Origin of the sequence: Corallincola luteus (assembly GCF_004336975.1) — a bacterium.
GTDB lineage: Bacteria > Pseudomonadota > Gammaproteobacteria > Enterobacterales > Neiellaceae > Corallincola > Corallincola holothuriorum.
Window position 1 is genome coordinate 632,969 of the sequence record NZ_SJXE01000001.1, and the last position, 14,268, is coordinate 647,236.

Below are 14,268 nucleotides of genomic sequence, written 5' to 3' on the forward strand. Positions count from 1 at the left end.
CTTGTAGTCATGTTAGGCGGCGCAGATAATGAGTTTAGTCAGAATAATCTTTGCTTTGAGGAATATCCGTTGAGTTCATCACAAAGCCTACCCGATCGTTTTACTGATAAAGATGTCGAACTGCTTGCGAAACAGACGCTTTATGCTGGCTTTTTTTCTATGGTGAAGTATCGCTTGCGCCATAAATTGTTCGCGGGTGGCTGGAGCGAGGAGATGGATCGCGAAGTGTTTGAACGTGGTCATGCCGTCGTGGTGCTGCCCTATGATCCAGTGAGCGATAGTGTGGTGATCCAGGAGCAATTTCGGGTGGGCGCCTGCGCGACAACCAGTCACCCGTGGCTATACGAGCTGGTGGCAGGCATTATTGAGCCGGGCGAATCTGCAGAGGAGGTTGCCCATCGCGAGGCCGCTGAAGAAGCGGGATTAACGCTGGGACGGGTGGAGCACCTGTTTAGTTATCTGGTTAGCCCAGGAGGCACAACCGAGCGGATTGAACTGTACGTCGGCGAGGTTGATAGTCGCGGTATCGGCGGTCTGCATGGTTTAGCAAATGAGCACGAAGATATCCGGGTGCAGGTGTTACCTCGATCGCAGGTGCTAGCGATGTTGGCTGATGGGCAGGTAGAAAATGCCGCGACGATTATCGCTTTACAGTGGCTGCAGTTACATGGTGATGCGCTTAAGTCGCGTTGGGAAGTGGATTAGCTGATGTCTCGCAGCGGCCGCTATCAACCTGATGTGTCAGCGTTTTTACGTTGCTGTGAGCATAACTATGCCAGTTTACGCTTTTTGCTGGTGAGGCTGGATAGCGCCGGTGATACCCTATTTTGGGCGTTGGACACGCACACACAAGTGTCGATGCAGCTGGTTGAAGAAACTAAGTACACCAGCACCATCTTACTGGAACAACATCGCGCAGGTGCAGCTGCTTTTTTGTTGCCGCAAATGACAGTGAGGCTGTACCACGATGCCCGCGTGGCAGAAGTGTTAACTAGTCAGCAGATTTCCAGGCTCAAGCCAAGGTATGATTATCCTAATAAAAAGATGCATCATAAAGATGAAAAAATTCAGGTTAATCAGTTTCTTGCTGAGTGGCTGCAGCACAGCAAAAAGTTTGGCTATGGCACCGCTCCGCTGATACAGGTAGACCCCGTTTCCGGAAAATAGTGGCTAATTTAAGTGGAAATCCTCAAAGTCGAAGCAGTGCTACCTGAAGGAAGGGTATGCCCACAACTGCTTCAAATTACAGATACCCACCTCTTCGGTAGTCCTGAAAAGTCGCTACTAGGGGTCAATACACGGGATAGCTTTCATGCTGTGCTGGATCTGATCGAACAGCAACCGGCTGAGATCGACGCATTTCTGGCGACTGGCGACATCTCCCAGGATGATTCTATTAGCTCTTATTCCGCCTTCGCCCATGGTATTGCCCGATTTGCCGCGCCTTGCTACTGGATCCCCGGGAATCATGATGATCCGCGGATCATGGCGACAGAGCTAGATAATCCAACACTGCACGCCGCAAAGCAGATTGTTTACCCTAAATGGCAGGTTTTGTTACTGGATAGCCAGGTGAAAAAGCATACCTATGGCTTTTTATCTGAATCGCAATTGCTGTTTGTTGAAAAAGCGGTTGCTGAGTATCCGGATCGCCACTGTTTAGTGTTGCTGCATCATAATCCTATCCCAGTTGGATGCCGCTGGTTGGATCAGCATCAACTGAAGAACGGTAGTCAATTCCTCGATTTATTGAGCCGGTTACCTCAGGTTAAAGGGGTTGTCTGGGGGCACGTGCACCAGACCCTTGATCGGATGCACAATGGGATCCGTCTGTTATCAACGCCATCCACTTGTATCCAGTTTAAGCCGAATTGTGACCAGTTTACTTTGGACACGGTCGCTCCCGGTTATCGTCGTTTGACGCTGCTGGATGATGGTGAGATTGATACGGAAGTGTTGCGCCTGAAGGACAACCCGTTTGCGCCTAACTTGGCAAGTAAAGGCTACTGATGCAGCGATTGATTTATCTGCATGGTTTTAACAGCTCATCTCAGTCAGCAAAAGCCAAAATACTCGCCGATTACATTCTGCAATCGGCGTTAAACATTGAACTGCTTACGCCGCAATTGGCTAATACGCCTCAGGCCGCGTGGGGACAAATTCAACAACTTGTCCTCAGTACACCCAACCTTATCGGTTGTGTGGGTAGCTCATTAGGTGGCTTTTTTGCCACCTGTGTAACAGAGCAATTTAATCTGCCCAGCGTACTCGTTAATCCGGCAGTAGCCCCTGCCAAATTGCTGCGTCAGGCGTTGGGGCCGCAGCATAATCCTTATACTGGCGAGTCTTACCAGCTAACCTTGGCGCATATGGATGAATTATTGAATATGACGCCCACGATCAGTGCGCCTGCTCGCTATAAAGTACTCTTAACCACGGGAGATGAGGTGTTAGATTATCGTGATGCTTTAGCCTTGTATCATGGTGCTGAGTTTTCAATTGAGGATGGTGGCGATCATCTTTTCACCATGTTTGCAGACTATCTTCCCGAAGTTTTTCGTTTTTTCCAGCAATCCCAAACGGTGTGAGTGGTGAGGATTGACAAGATATGGCACCCTCGCCACCATGTTTTCGTGATGCGCATGGTGATAGTCGCCAATGCGCTTAGCCAGTAAGTAATAGCAACCATAGAGCCCTATTGATGAGTGACCAGCAATATACAGCCGATGCGATTGAAGTTCTGAGTGGCTTAGAGCCAGTTCAGCGGCGTCCTGGTATGTATACCGACACTACGCGCCCTAACCACCTTGGACAAGAGGTGATCGACAACAGTGTCGATGAAGCGCTGGCAGGCTTTGCGAGCAATGTGCAAGTGATCTTGCATGCCGATCAGTCGCTAGAGGTGATTGATGATGGTCGCGGAATGCCCGTCGATATTCACCCGGAAGAGGGGGTCAGCGGGGTTGAACTGATCCTCTGCCGGTTACATGCTGGGGGTAAGTTTTCCAACGATAGCTATCAGTTTAGTGGCGGTTTGCACGGGGTTGGTATCTCTGTGGTCAACGCGCTGTCTACCCGTGTAGAGGTGGCTATTCGTCGCGATGGCGAAGTACATGAAATAGCCTTTGAGAACGGCGATAAGGTATCGGAATTAGCCGTTACTGGAACCGTTGGTAAACGCAATACAGGTACCCGTGTCCATTTCTGGCCTGATCCTAAGTATTTCGACAGTTTCAAATTCTCGCTCACCAAGCTGAAACATATTCTCAAGGCGAAAGCGGTACTTTGCCCTGGATTACGCATCAAGCTGAACGACAAAGTGAATGGCGAGAATCACGAGTGGTTCTATGAAGATGGGTTGCGTGACTATTTACGTGAACACGTCAAAGCGTTTCCATCCTTGCCTGAAGACCCGTTTACAGGCGTGTTTCGCTCTGAGCACGAAGAGGTTGATTGGGCCGTCACTTGGTTACCTGATGGTGGCGAGCAGATCGGCGAAAGCTATGTCAATTTGATCCCAACAGCGCAGGGCGGTACCCATGTAAACGGCTTGCGGAATGGCTTACTGGAATCAATGCGTGAGTTTTGCGAATTTCGCAATTTGTTGCCACGCGGGGTTAAGCTGACGCCTGATGATATCTGGGATCGCTGTAGTTATATTCTGTCGGTTAAGATGCAGGATCCACAGTTCGCCGGGCAAACCAAAGAGCGCCTATCGTCGCGCCAGTGTGCGGCTTTTGTCTCCGGTGTTGTCAAAGATTCATTTAGCCTCTGGTTAAACGAACATACCGACATTGCTGAGCTGTTAGCGGATGTTTGTATTAGCAGCGCTCAGCGTCGTATGCGCGCGGCCAAGAAAGTGGTGCGGAAAAAAGTCACCAGTGGCCCACAATTGCCAGGCAAGTTGACCGATTGTGCCTCGGATGATCCCGCGCTGAGCGAGATCTTTTTGGTGGAAGGGGACTCGGCGGGTGGATCGGCGAAGCAGGCTCGGGATCGCGAGATCCAGGCGGTGATGCCGTTGCGCGGTAAAATTCTCAATACTTGGGAGGTCGACAGCGGGCAGATCCTAGCGTCACAGGAAGTGCATGATATCTCTGTGGCGATCGGTATGGATCCAGACTCTGAAGACACATCAGGATTGCGTTATGGCAAGATCTGCATTCTGGCGGATGCGGATTCTGATGGGTTGCACATTGCGACTTTATTGTGTGCGCTGTTTTTACGCCATTACAGTCATTTGGTGCAGGAGGGACATATCTATGTGGCGATGCCTCCGCTGTATCGTGTGGATGTCGGCAAAGAGGTGTTTTATGCCCTCGATGAGCCAGAGAAACAGGGGATCTTGGATCGCATAGAAGCGGAGAAAAAGCGCGGCAAAGTTCAGGTGACGCGCTTTAAAGGTTTGGGTGAGATGAATCCGTTGCAGTTGCGTGAAACGACCATGGACCCCAATACTCGCCGTTTAGTGCAATTGACCATTGATGACGCTGAGCAGACCATGTTGATTATGGATATGTTGTTGGCAAAGAAGCGCTCCGCCGACCGCAAAGTGTGGCTTGAACAAAAAGGCGATCGCGTCGAGTTATAGGGCGCCTCTTTATTGATTGGAATACGGTGGAAAAGGAATTTTCACTGTTTGCGGCTATTAATTGTACAGGTTTGACTATACTGAGATTATTGGCCGTTCGCTGGGATCAAGGAGTGTCCCTTTGCAACAGAAAAAAATTGATAGAGAGTCGTTGGGTTCTCGATTGGGTTGTGATTGTGAGCTAAGGGCGCTACTGAATAGTTTGCCCGGTGCCATATGCTGCCGCCGAATGGATCCCAGCATGTCTTTGTCGTTTGCTTCTTCCGCGATGCATCAACTTACTGGCTATCGTGCTGACGAAGTTGTGAACGGTGCCGTGCGCAGTTTCGAATCCTTGTTGCACCCGCAAGAAAACTTATCCCGATTGCGCGCTTTGGCGTTGCAGCAGCTTCATCAAACAGAATCCTTTACCTTGCAGTACAGACTTGTTCATCGTGATGGCAGTGTGCTGTGGATCTGGGAGTCAGGTCGTATTGCCGGCCATGTTGATGGCCAGTATTGTCTCACCGAATCTATCTTGGTCGATATGACCGATTTGCATCAACAGCAAAAAACCTTGGAAGACACGCTGACGCGGCAAACCCGGGATCTGGCAGCCGTGAAGCAGTTGCTGGTAGAAGCGGAAGATCGTGCGCGTCACGATGAAGTCAAATTAGCGCAGTCACAGAAAAGACTGTATCGCCAAGGGTTGGTGATCAATCAGTTAACTGCCGGGGTGATGTCATTGTCAGCCGTCGAGCTGGTGGTGAGCCACGTTTGTGAACAAATAAATGGTGTTTTGGGGGCATCCCATTGCGGTGTCTGGTCATTTGAGCAGGGGCACCAATTGTTGAAGTTAATTGTGCACCCAGACGAGAACACCAGCGTCGCTAAACATAAGCTGATCTCCCATCAACTGCATCGCCGTCAGTTCAATCATCTATTTACTGCGATTGAAGCGGGTGTTGCGTTTGCTGCCCATGATGCTGAGAAAGATTCTCGCACCAACGAATTCAGCAAACTATTTTCATCGTTACAACTTCGTTCGATGATCGTGGTGCCGTTACATCTGCACCAGAAAAGCTATGGCATGTTGGTGGTTGAGCAGTGTGATATCAGTCGCCATTGGTATCCTGACGAACTTAACTTTGTGCTCGCAGCCAGCTTAGTGATGCTTACCCGTATCATCGAGCTTGAGGCGGACTCTATTCGCACTCGTCTGCACGGTTTGGCCTATTTTGATGCGTTGACTCAGTTAGAAAATCGACAGCTATTCAATGAGCAACTTAAAGATGCACTGGCGAAATATCATCGTGATGGCCAAGGTTCCGGCTTGCTGTTTCTTGACCTGAATGAGTTTAAGCAGGTCAATGATCGCTTAGGTCATAGTGCCGGTGACCAACTACTGCAGCAGGTTGCGAGCCGACTGAAGCGCTGTTTGCGGAAGACCGACCATATTGCCCGGATCGGTGGTGATGAATTTATTGTGTTGTTGCATAACGTTAAGATGCCGAACTTGGTTGCTCAGGTGGCTGAAAAGCTGTTGCATCAAGTGATCCAGCCCTATGTGATTGACGGCGAGCGTGTCGAGATTGGTGTCAGTATTGGTATCGCTTTAGCGCCAGCTGATTCGGTGGAGGCTGAAGAGCTGATGAAGTTGGCCGATCAGGCGATGTATCGGGTGAAAGCATCAGGTGTGAGTAGTTATCAGTTTGCTAATACCCAGGTTGCGGTGGATGCTCGCAGCGAATATGCGTTGATCTCCGAGTTGCGCAGTGCGGTAGAGCAGGAGCAAATGGAGCTGGTATATATGCCGCAGATCGCACTGGAGGATGGTGCCATATCTGGTGCTGAGGCTTTATTGCGTTGGCGTCATCCGCGCTTAGGTTTATTAGCTCCCGCGATGTTTATTGAACTGGCAGAGCGTAATCAGCTGCTAAAACCGATAGGTGAATGGGTGTGTCAGCAGGTCGTTAAGGATGCGCATGCACTGAATGCACAAGGCAAAGATACCGTACTCTCCTTTAATTTATCGGCCTCACAGATGGACGACGCCGGTTTGGTTGATCGCTTACGTTTGTTGATTGAAGAGAGTGAACTTCCTGCCGGTAGCCTGCGGATTGAACTGAAAGAGGATACGCTGCTACATCATGTGGCGGAGATTGAGAATTTACTTCATCGTCTTCATCAGCTGGGGGTCGGGCTCACCATCGACAATTTTGGTGCTGGCGCATGTGCTGTTGAGACCCTCACCCGGTTGCCTATCGATCTATTGAAGATAGATCAGCGCTTGTTACGCGACACCGAGAATGACCCTGCGAAACGTAGTTTGGCTTCCACCATGATTGCTGTTGCCCAGATCATGGGGAAAGAGGTGGTGGCAGAGGGCATTGAAACCCAGGGACAAGCGGACTTCTTAACAGGTCGTCACTGCCACCATGCGCAAGGTTTCTATTACTATCGTCCGATGGTTTTTGAAACGTTTACTAGGATCTTGCATTAACTCATCGCGAATTATTTGATGTTTAGAGCTGAACTCATTTCATATCTCACGTAAATTAACCTCACTATGTTTAAGACATTGATGGATCACTGTTTGACTATATTCACTTTCATTGGACGATTGTCCTGCCTTCTGCTTTTGTGTTCATCGTTTGCCCAAGCGATGTCCAGTGAGGAATGGCAGCGTTATGAAGATCTGGTTTATCAGTCCCCCCCCGACGCGGTGAGGGAGCTGGCGACTGCATTAAATGAGCGTCAACATGACGCCGAGTCGTTTGCTTTTCTCAGTGCGTTATTGACCGATGCATATAGTGGCATTCGAAACTGGGATGAAGCAGAACGCGTGGCGCGCTTGGCGCTGACGCGATTGCCGGACACACCGTCGGAAGCGCGGGCTCATCTGTTAACCGGATTGGCATACACGCTGTTATCTCGTAGTCAGTACGCCGAAGCGAGAGAGCTTTACGGCAGTGCGATAACCTATGCCGAGATGGCAAGCAACGCCGATATTGGTGCCGAAGCGCATATGGGAATGGCAAACTTGCTTTCTACCCTGGAGCAAAACGAAGGTGCGTTAGAACATATTCGAATTGCCCACGATTTTGCGCGAGAAAGTGGTGATAGCCGGCTATTAGCAGCTGTCACAAACGAGATGGCCACCATTTACAGTTATATGGCGCGTCACCAGACCGCGATTAAGTACTATCTACAGGCTTATGAACTGTCGGCAACCCATGGCGATCCGGTAGAGATGGCTGTCAGCTTGTATAACCTGGCGAGTGCTTATCAGGCCGACGAACAATACCAAAACGCGATCGCCAATTTTGAGCTCTCTTTCGAAGCGGCGCAAACGGTAGGGCTGAAAGAGGATATGGCTTACGCCCAGATGGGGCTGGCAAATGGTTGGTTGGCGTTAAAGCGATATAGCAAAGCGGAGCGCGCTTTTCTCAAAGCGGAGCGAATGTTAAGTGATACCGGTGATCCTGCGTTCGAAGTTCAACTCTATATGACAGGTACAGAGATAAGCTTGGGTCTGGCTAAAGTGGAACAGGCTGACGTGCGGATCCAGCACGTGTTGACGGTGCTGAACAAGCATAATGATCTGGAACAGACTTGGATGAGCCAGCAATCCCAGCGGTTGAATGCCAATGTGTTAGCGGCTCGCGGTTCATATACAGAAGCCTATTTAAAGCTCAATCAATATGTTGAACAGTTACGGGAGTTCTACCATACAGAGCAGCGGCGCAGAGAAGCGCTGCTAAGAGTGGCATTCGATGTTGATCGGCAAGCGTTAGAAAATGTATTGCTGGAACAGGAGACAGAGCTACGTCAATTGGCACTGGAGCAGAGTCAGGCATCAGAGCGGCGTTGGTTTATCTGGAGTGCAGTATTTCTTGTAATGAGCCTGGCGCTGGCGGTTTCCCTGTATTGGCAATGGCTTGCTCACACCAAATTGAAACGGATCACCAATACGGATCCGCTCACACAGCTTTTTAATCGTCGTTATATGCTCAATACCCTTGGTAAATGGCTAAAGCCAAAGGGGATGCGCTTACCGAGTGTGTTTAGTTTGGTAGAGTTTGAATTACAAGGATTTGGGGTGCTAACTGATCGCTATGGGCATCAGTTGGCCGATGACCTGTTAGTTCAGATTGCTGCGGCAGAGAAGCAGGTGTTGCGGGGCAACGACCTGTTTGGTCGAATTGGTGGCGAACGCTTTTTAATTTTGCTGCCCGATACCGATGACGTCAGAGCCTGGCGCGCATGTGAACGTATGCGTGAAGCGATTGTTCATGTGTTTTCCAGTCGTATCGAAGATCTGGATTTTCTCTCATGCCGTTTTGGTGTTGCGACCTTCACCGGCGATGATAGTTCGGTTGAGCAGCTATTGCTTCGGGCTCATGAATCTATGCTTCGTGACCTGCCTAAGAAATCTGATCCTGCACTGGATGAGGCCGGTGAATTGGCCGCGGATCTGCCCTGAGGTGCCCCTCTCTGTGTGAGCCAAATCGCTTAAACATCGTTTAAAACGCGCGCCAGCGCGATCCAAATCAATCTCTGCTAAGTTAGCTTTTACACAGCTAATTTAGCGGAGGATAATCCGTTTTTTAGCGGCGCTATAGCGCATCAGTAGTATCAGGGCGCGGTCTGTTGTGAAGTGGGCGTTAAGTTTTAGATTTGGTTTAGGATGGAAGATTGGCGGGTTACTGGGGTGTTTGATCCTGGTGCTTTTTGCTACCTACGCCTATCTGAACCACCGTAGTCTGAACAACTACTTTACCGTTGAACGTCAAAGCCAAAGTCAGTTACGCAGTGCACAGCTCGAAGGCATGCTTGCAAATATGCTTGAGCAACTGCAGGTGCTTAGTCAAAACCGTCTCAGTCAAGTTGGCCTCAATGAACTTGAAAACGACCGCCTCACTGAAACCAGCTACCAAAACATGTCCACTTTTTGGAGCGACTTGCGCAACAATTTAGGCTATTCCGTTGATAGTCTTATGTTATTTGATAGTCGAGCTAGATACCTAGATAGCTGGGGCTATCAAACCCTGCCGCTGGACAAACTCTCCAGCGAGATGCTCTATTCCCCTGTTGCTCGCAATTATATTCACTGCAGTGACCGCTGCTATTTAGTGGCTGTGGTGCCTTATCGCTTCTCTTCTGGGCTGGCTGTTGTTCAGCGCTACAGTCTGGTGTACGTCATTAAGCTCAACCAGTTGATGCCGGTGATGGAGAAGAAGTTAGGTTCGACGCTGTTTACCGTGCGCGCCAATGGCGAAAAACTTGAGCTGCTGGAATCAACATTCCGTGAGCGGCAACCGTTGAAGCAGCTATTGTCGGACTGGCAAGTGAGCGAACTGGAGAACAAACCAGTGATAGTGGAGATGGATAAACGTGCCCTTGAGATGCGTTTATCTGCCTTGCCATTGGCGGTTGTGGACAATGATGCGCTGTTTATTGGTTCTCTTGTCGACATCGATGGGGTGGTGAAAGCGGTAGGTAAAGCGCAAGCCATCAACTTGGTATTTGGTTTTGTCGCACTGTTTGTTCTGCTTATTTCACTGCTGCTGGTTTTACGCGGCCCACTGCTGCGTGTGCGTAAAGTGATCGCTATTTTGCCGCAGCTTGCGCAATCGCGTTACCGCGATGTGCATAATGAAATATCCTCTTTGCCGAAGACTCACTTCGCTGATGAAACCGATGATCTGGCGAATGCTGCATCTCAGTTAACCGATCAGCTCGAAAGCATGGAGAAAGAGCTGACCCATCGAGCGGAAGAGTTGGAGTGGTTGGCGAGTCATGACTCACTGACGCGATTGATTAATCGTCGCCAATTTGAAATTCTGCTGGGGCAACGCTTATTACGAGATGAACGTGGCTGCCTGTTCTTTATCGACTTAGATAACTTCAAATATATTAATGATTACAGTGGTCACAATGTGGGTGACCGCATGCTCCGGGCTGTTTCCGGGGCTCTGGAACAGGTGCTGTCACCAAATGTTCTATGTGCTCGCTTTGGTGGTGATGAGTTTGCTTTCTATCTGCCGGGTGTTTGTAGCGAGTTGGCCGAGATGGTCGCCGCGAGAGTCGTGCGTGTTGTTTCACAGCTGCGTATCGGTGGTAAAGAACAGCTGCATTCCGCTTCTGCCAGTCTGGGTATTGTGGCTTATCCAGAGCAGGGGCGTTCGCTGGATGAACTGTTAGCCCATGCCGATTTGGCCATGTACCAAGCCAAGCAGCAGGGCAAGAACTGCTACTCCTTGTATCAGCGGGAAACGATTAAAGAGGATAGCCGCCAACGTGGTTATTGGCTGGAGCAAGCGCGACGGGCTATTGACCAAGAAAGGCTGACCTTGGTGTTCCAGCCTATTCAGGGGTTTGCCAACGGCCAAAATAGCCATTATGAAGTGTTGTTACGCTTTAAAGACGACAGCAATCGACTGGTCTCCGCTTATCCGCTGATCGTGGCCGCCGAAGACGGGGGCTATATCTCCCGCATCGACCTGTTTGTTATCGAAAATGCGGTACAGACCCTACTGGGGTTACCATCATCACAGAAAGAGATCAGCCTATCGATCAACCTGTCTGGGCGTTCGTTTGCCGATCCACGGGTGATGCGTCAGATCGAAAAGATCTTAGAGGAATCAAGGGTTGATTGTCGCCGTTTGATCTTCGAGATCACTGAAACAGCCGCATTGAACAATTTGCCTCTGGCTTGCGAGGCGATAGATCGCTTGAAGTCGCTGGGTTGTCGTTTTGCGCTGGATGATTTCGGTGTCGGCTTCTCCTCTTTCCACACCCTAAAAGAGCTGCCGGTGGACTACATCAAAATTGATGGTTCATTTGTGCGAGAGCTGCTAAATAAGCCCTCTGATCGGGTATTTATTAAAGCCTTGGTTGAGATCGCTGGCCACTTTGGCTACCAAACCATCGCCGAATATGTCGAAAATGCCGCGCTGTATGAAGTACTTAAGGAGTTGGGTATCGATTACGCACAGGGCTATTATGTCGGTAAACCTGCGCCGATGTTGCATACGGTGCAACCTATTTTGGTTGAGACGAGTAGCGCCTGATAGCTATCCACATTTCCTACCACCGATAATTGTTCATTGTGATGTGATAAAGCCCCTGTGTTGGCCTCTTTGCTATTCAAGCGCGCGCTAATTTCTGGCATGGTATAGCAGCCCAATTAACCCTAGAAAAAGTGCCTTGTCAGATGAGCGATCCCGTCGCATTCAGCCTTGATGGTGTAGAGCAGGTGCCTCTACGTCAGTTTACCGAAGAAGCCTATCTTAACTACTCCATGTACGTGATCATGGACCGAGCCCTGCCGCATATCGGCGATGGCCTAAAGCCGGTACAGCGCCGTATTATCTATGCCATGAGCGAGCTAGGGCTATCCGCCGCGTCTAAGCATAAGAAGTCTGCGCGTACCGTTGGTGATGTGTTAGGTAAATATCACCCTCACGGAGACAGCGCTTGCTACGAAGCCATGGTGCTGATGGCTCAACCCTTTAGCTATCGTTATCCATTGGTTGATGGTCAGGGTAACTGGGGTGCGCCCGATGATCCGAAGTCGTTTGCGGCGATGCGTTATACCGAGGCGCGGTTAGCCAAATTCTCTGAAATCCTGCTGTCAGAACTGGGGCAGGGAACCTCTGATTGGACGCCGAATTTCGACGGCACCATGAAAGAGCCGAAAGTGTTGCCGGCACAACTGCCCCATGTATTGCTCAATGGCGTGACCGGCATTGCCGTGGGGATGGCGACCGATATTCCGCCACATAATGTCCGCGAAGTGGTCGATGCATGTGTCCATTTGCTGGATAACAGTAAGGCTGATCTGGATGCCTTGATGGCGTTTGTGAAAGGCCCTGATTTCCCCACAGAAGCGGAAATTATTACGCCGCAGAGTGAGCTGAAGAAGATCTATCAAACGGGGCGCGGTAGTTTGAAAATGCGCGCCGTGTATCAGATGGAATCTGGTGATGTGGTGATCCATGCATTGCCCCATCAGGTGTCTGGCGGCAAGATCCTTGAACAGATCGCGGCACAGATGCAGGCCAAGAAGCTGCCGATGGTCAGTGATCTGCGCGATGAATCAGACCATGAAAATCCGACCCGTTTAGTGATCTCGCCACGTTCAAATCGTGTCGATGTTGAACAGTTGATGCAGCACCTGTTTGCCACCACCGATCTGGAACGAAACTACCGCGTTAACCTGAATATGCTTGGCCTGGATGGCAGACCACAGGTGAAGTCGCTCGATGTCATCTTGAACGAATGGCTGGTCTACCGCCGAGAAACCGTGCGTCGTCGTCTGCAGTTCCGTTTGGATAAGGTGTTAGCGCGCCTGCACATCCTCGAAGGTTTACTCACCGCTTTCCTCAACATTGATGAAGTGATTGAGATTATTCGCACCGAAGAGCAGCCGAAAGTGGAGTTGATGGCACGGTTTGGCTTGAGTGATATACAAGCCGAAGCGGTACTCAACCTGAAGTTGCGTGATTTAGCCAAGCTCGAAGAGATGAAGATCACTGGCGAGCAAGCTGAGTTGGAAAAAGAGCGACAGCAACTAGAGCTTACCCTTGGTTCAGATCGCCGGATGAAGACGCTGATTAAAAAAGAGCTACTGGAAGTTGCCGAAAAGCATGGCGATGACCGCCGTAGTCCGCTGGTTGAGCGTCATGAAGCCAAGGCGTTATCGGAAAAAGACTTGGTGCCAAGCGAAGCTGTCACCGTGGTCGTTTCCGAGAAGGGCTGGGCACGCTGTGCCAAAGGGCATGATATTGATGCCGAGAACTTAAGCTACAAATCGGGTGACGGCTTTAAAGCGGCAGCGATCGGTCGTAGCAATCAACCCGTGGTGTTCCTGGACAGTTCAGGTAAAGCCTTTGCTACCGATGCTCACACCTTGCCATCGGCCCGAAGTCAGGGCGAGCCATTGTCTGGTCGCTTTAGTATTGTTGCCGGTGAAACCATTGAGCATGTGTTGATGTCCAGTGGGGGGCAGCGCTATCTGATGGCTTCCGATGCGGGCTACGGCTTTATTGGTAGTTTCGACAGCATGGTGGCGCGCAATAAAAATGGTAAAGCCCTGCTGAATTTGCCTACCGGCTCTAAGGTGTTGGCGCCAAAAGCGATCACCGATATTGCTGCACAACTCTGTTTGGCCATCTCCAATGAAGGCCGCATGCTGGTGTTCCCGTTGTCGCAACTGCCAGAATTGAACAAAGGTAAGGGCAACAAAGTGATTAGCATTCCATCTGCGCGTGCTGCAAGCCGGGAAGAGGTGGTGACGATACTTGAGGTGGTGCCAGAAAATGCCGATGTGACCTTGTGGGCAGGTAAGCGCAAGCTGACGTTGAAACCGGCCGATATCGAGCATTACCGTGGTGAGCGAGGTCGCCGTGGCAACAAGTTACCACGAGGCCTGCAACGGGTGGAAAGAGTAGAGTGGCAGGCGGCGGATGCGACCGGCTTGAGTGACACTGAAAATGGCGCAGAGGATCCGGTTAACCCGCCAACTGGTATTGCTGGCGAAAGTGATAACCTGTTTTAGTGCCTAGGGTCTGTTGGCCTTTCGTGTATGAATTTTGTTCGAATGAAACACGTTCTGAGCGACGGTCACCCCTGATTGATAACCAGATATAAAGCGGCTACGGCCGCTTTTTTGTTTTCGTCGCCTCTATTTT

General features: G+C 50.3%; 9 protein-coding genes. All 9 read left to right on the plus strand.

Going from position 1 to position 14,268, the window contains the following annotated elements:
• Positions 1-69: 69 nt before the first annotated feature.
• The 9 genes from nudF to parC all read left to right on the plus strand — a co-directional run bounded on the left by nudF (position 70) and on the right by parC (position 14,135).
• The gene (nudF, locus tag EZV61_RS02755) at positions 70-705 is read left to right on the plus strand and encodes an ADP-ribose diphosphatase (protein WP_240695138.1); all 636 of its coding nucleotides are present in this window, start codon (positions 70-72) and stop codon (positions 703-705) included.
• 3 nt (positions 706-708) lie between these two features.
• Entirely contained in the window at positions 709-1,167 is a 459-nt protein-coding gene (locus tag EZV61_RS02760) for a DUF1249 domain-containing protein (protein ID WP_131414254.1), read from the plus strand.
• A 12-nt stretch (positions 1,168-1,179) separates the two neighbouring features.
• Entirely contained in the window at positions 1,180-2,010 is an 831-nt protein-coding gene (gene cpdA / locus EZV61_RS02765; protein ID WP_233496418.1) for a 3',5'-cyclic-AMP phosphodiesterase, read from the plus strand.
• Positions 2,010-2,588 carry a YqiA/YcfP family alpha/beta fold hydrolase gene (locus tag EZV61_RS02770; protein WP_199405162.1) on the plus strand — a complete coding sequence of 193 codons (579 nt, stop codon included), beginning with the start codon at positions 2,010-2,012 and terminating at the stop codon, positions 2,586-2,588. The genes cpdA and EZV61_RS02770 overlap by 1 nt, the downstream gene beginning before the upstream one ends.
• Positions 2,589-2,701: 113 nt before the next feature.
• Positions 2,702-4,591 (plus strand): DNA topoisomerase IV subunit B, encoded by a 1,890-nt coding sequence (gene parE / locus EZV61_RS02775; RefSeq protein ID WP_114337184.1) that lies wholly within the window; start codon positions 2,702-2,704, stop codon positions 4,589-4,591.
• A 121-nt stretch (positions 4,592-4,712) separates the two neighbouring features.
• Positions 4,713-7,073 carry a bifunctional diguanylate cyclase/phosphodiesterase gene (locus EZV61_RS02780; RefSeq protein WP_158537960.1) on the plus strand — a complete coding sequence of 787 codons (2,361 nt, stop codon included), beginning with the start codon at positions 4,713-4,715 and terminating at the stop codon, positions 7,071-7,073.
• 93 nt (positions 7,074-7,166) lie between these two features.
• Positions 7,167-9,056, plus strand: coding sequence for a tetratricopeptide repeat-containing diguanylate cyclase (locus EZV61_RS02785; protein ID WP_165569509.1), 1,890 nt, complete (start codon positions 7,167-7,169; stop codon positions 9,054-9,056).
• A 169-nt stretch (positions 9,057-9,225) separates the two neighbouring features.
• Positions 9,226-11,646 (plus strand): putative bifunctional diguanylate cyclase/phosphodiesterase, encoded by a 2,421-nt coding sequence (locus EZV61_RS02790; protein WP_114337187.1) that lies wholly within the window; start codon positions 9,226-9,228, stop codon positions 11,644-11,646.
• Positions 11,647-11,789: 143 nt separating this feature from the next.
• Complete coding sequence (gene parC, locus EZV61_RS02795) at positions 11,790-14,135, plus strand: DNA topoisomerase IV subunit A (RefSeq protein ID WP_131414256.1); 2,346 nt, start codon at positions 11,790-11,792, stop codon at positions 14,133-14,135.
• The last annotated feature ends 133 nt before the right edge of the window (positions 14,136-14,268 follow it).

Excerpts from the sequence above, each read along its gene's own strand:
- EZV61_RS02770 (WP_199405162.1), top strand. The coding sequence starts at position 2,010 with ATGCAGCGATTGATTTATCTGCATGGTTTTAACAGCTCATCTCAGTCA.
- EZV61_RS02760 (WP_131414254.1), top strand. The coding sequence starts at position 709 with ATGTCTCGCAGCGGCCGCTATCAACCTGATGTGTCAGCGTTTTTACGT.
- parE (WP_114337184.1), top strand. The coding sequence starts at position 2,702 with ATGAGTGACCAGCAATATACAGCCGATGCGATTGAAGTTCTGAGTGGC.
- parC (WP_131414256.1), top strand. The coding sequence starts at position 11,790 with ATGAGCGATCCCGTCGCATTCAGCCTTGATGGTGTAGAGCAGGTGCCT.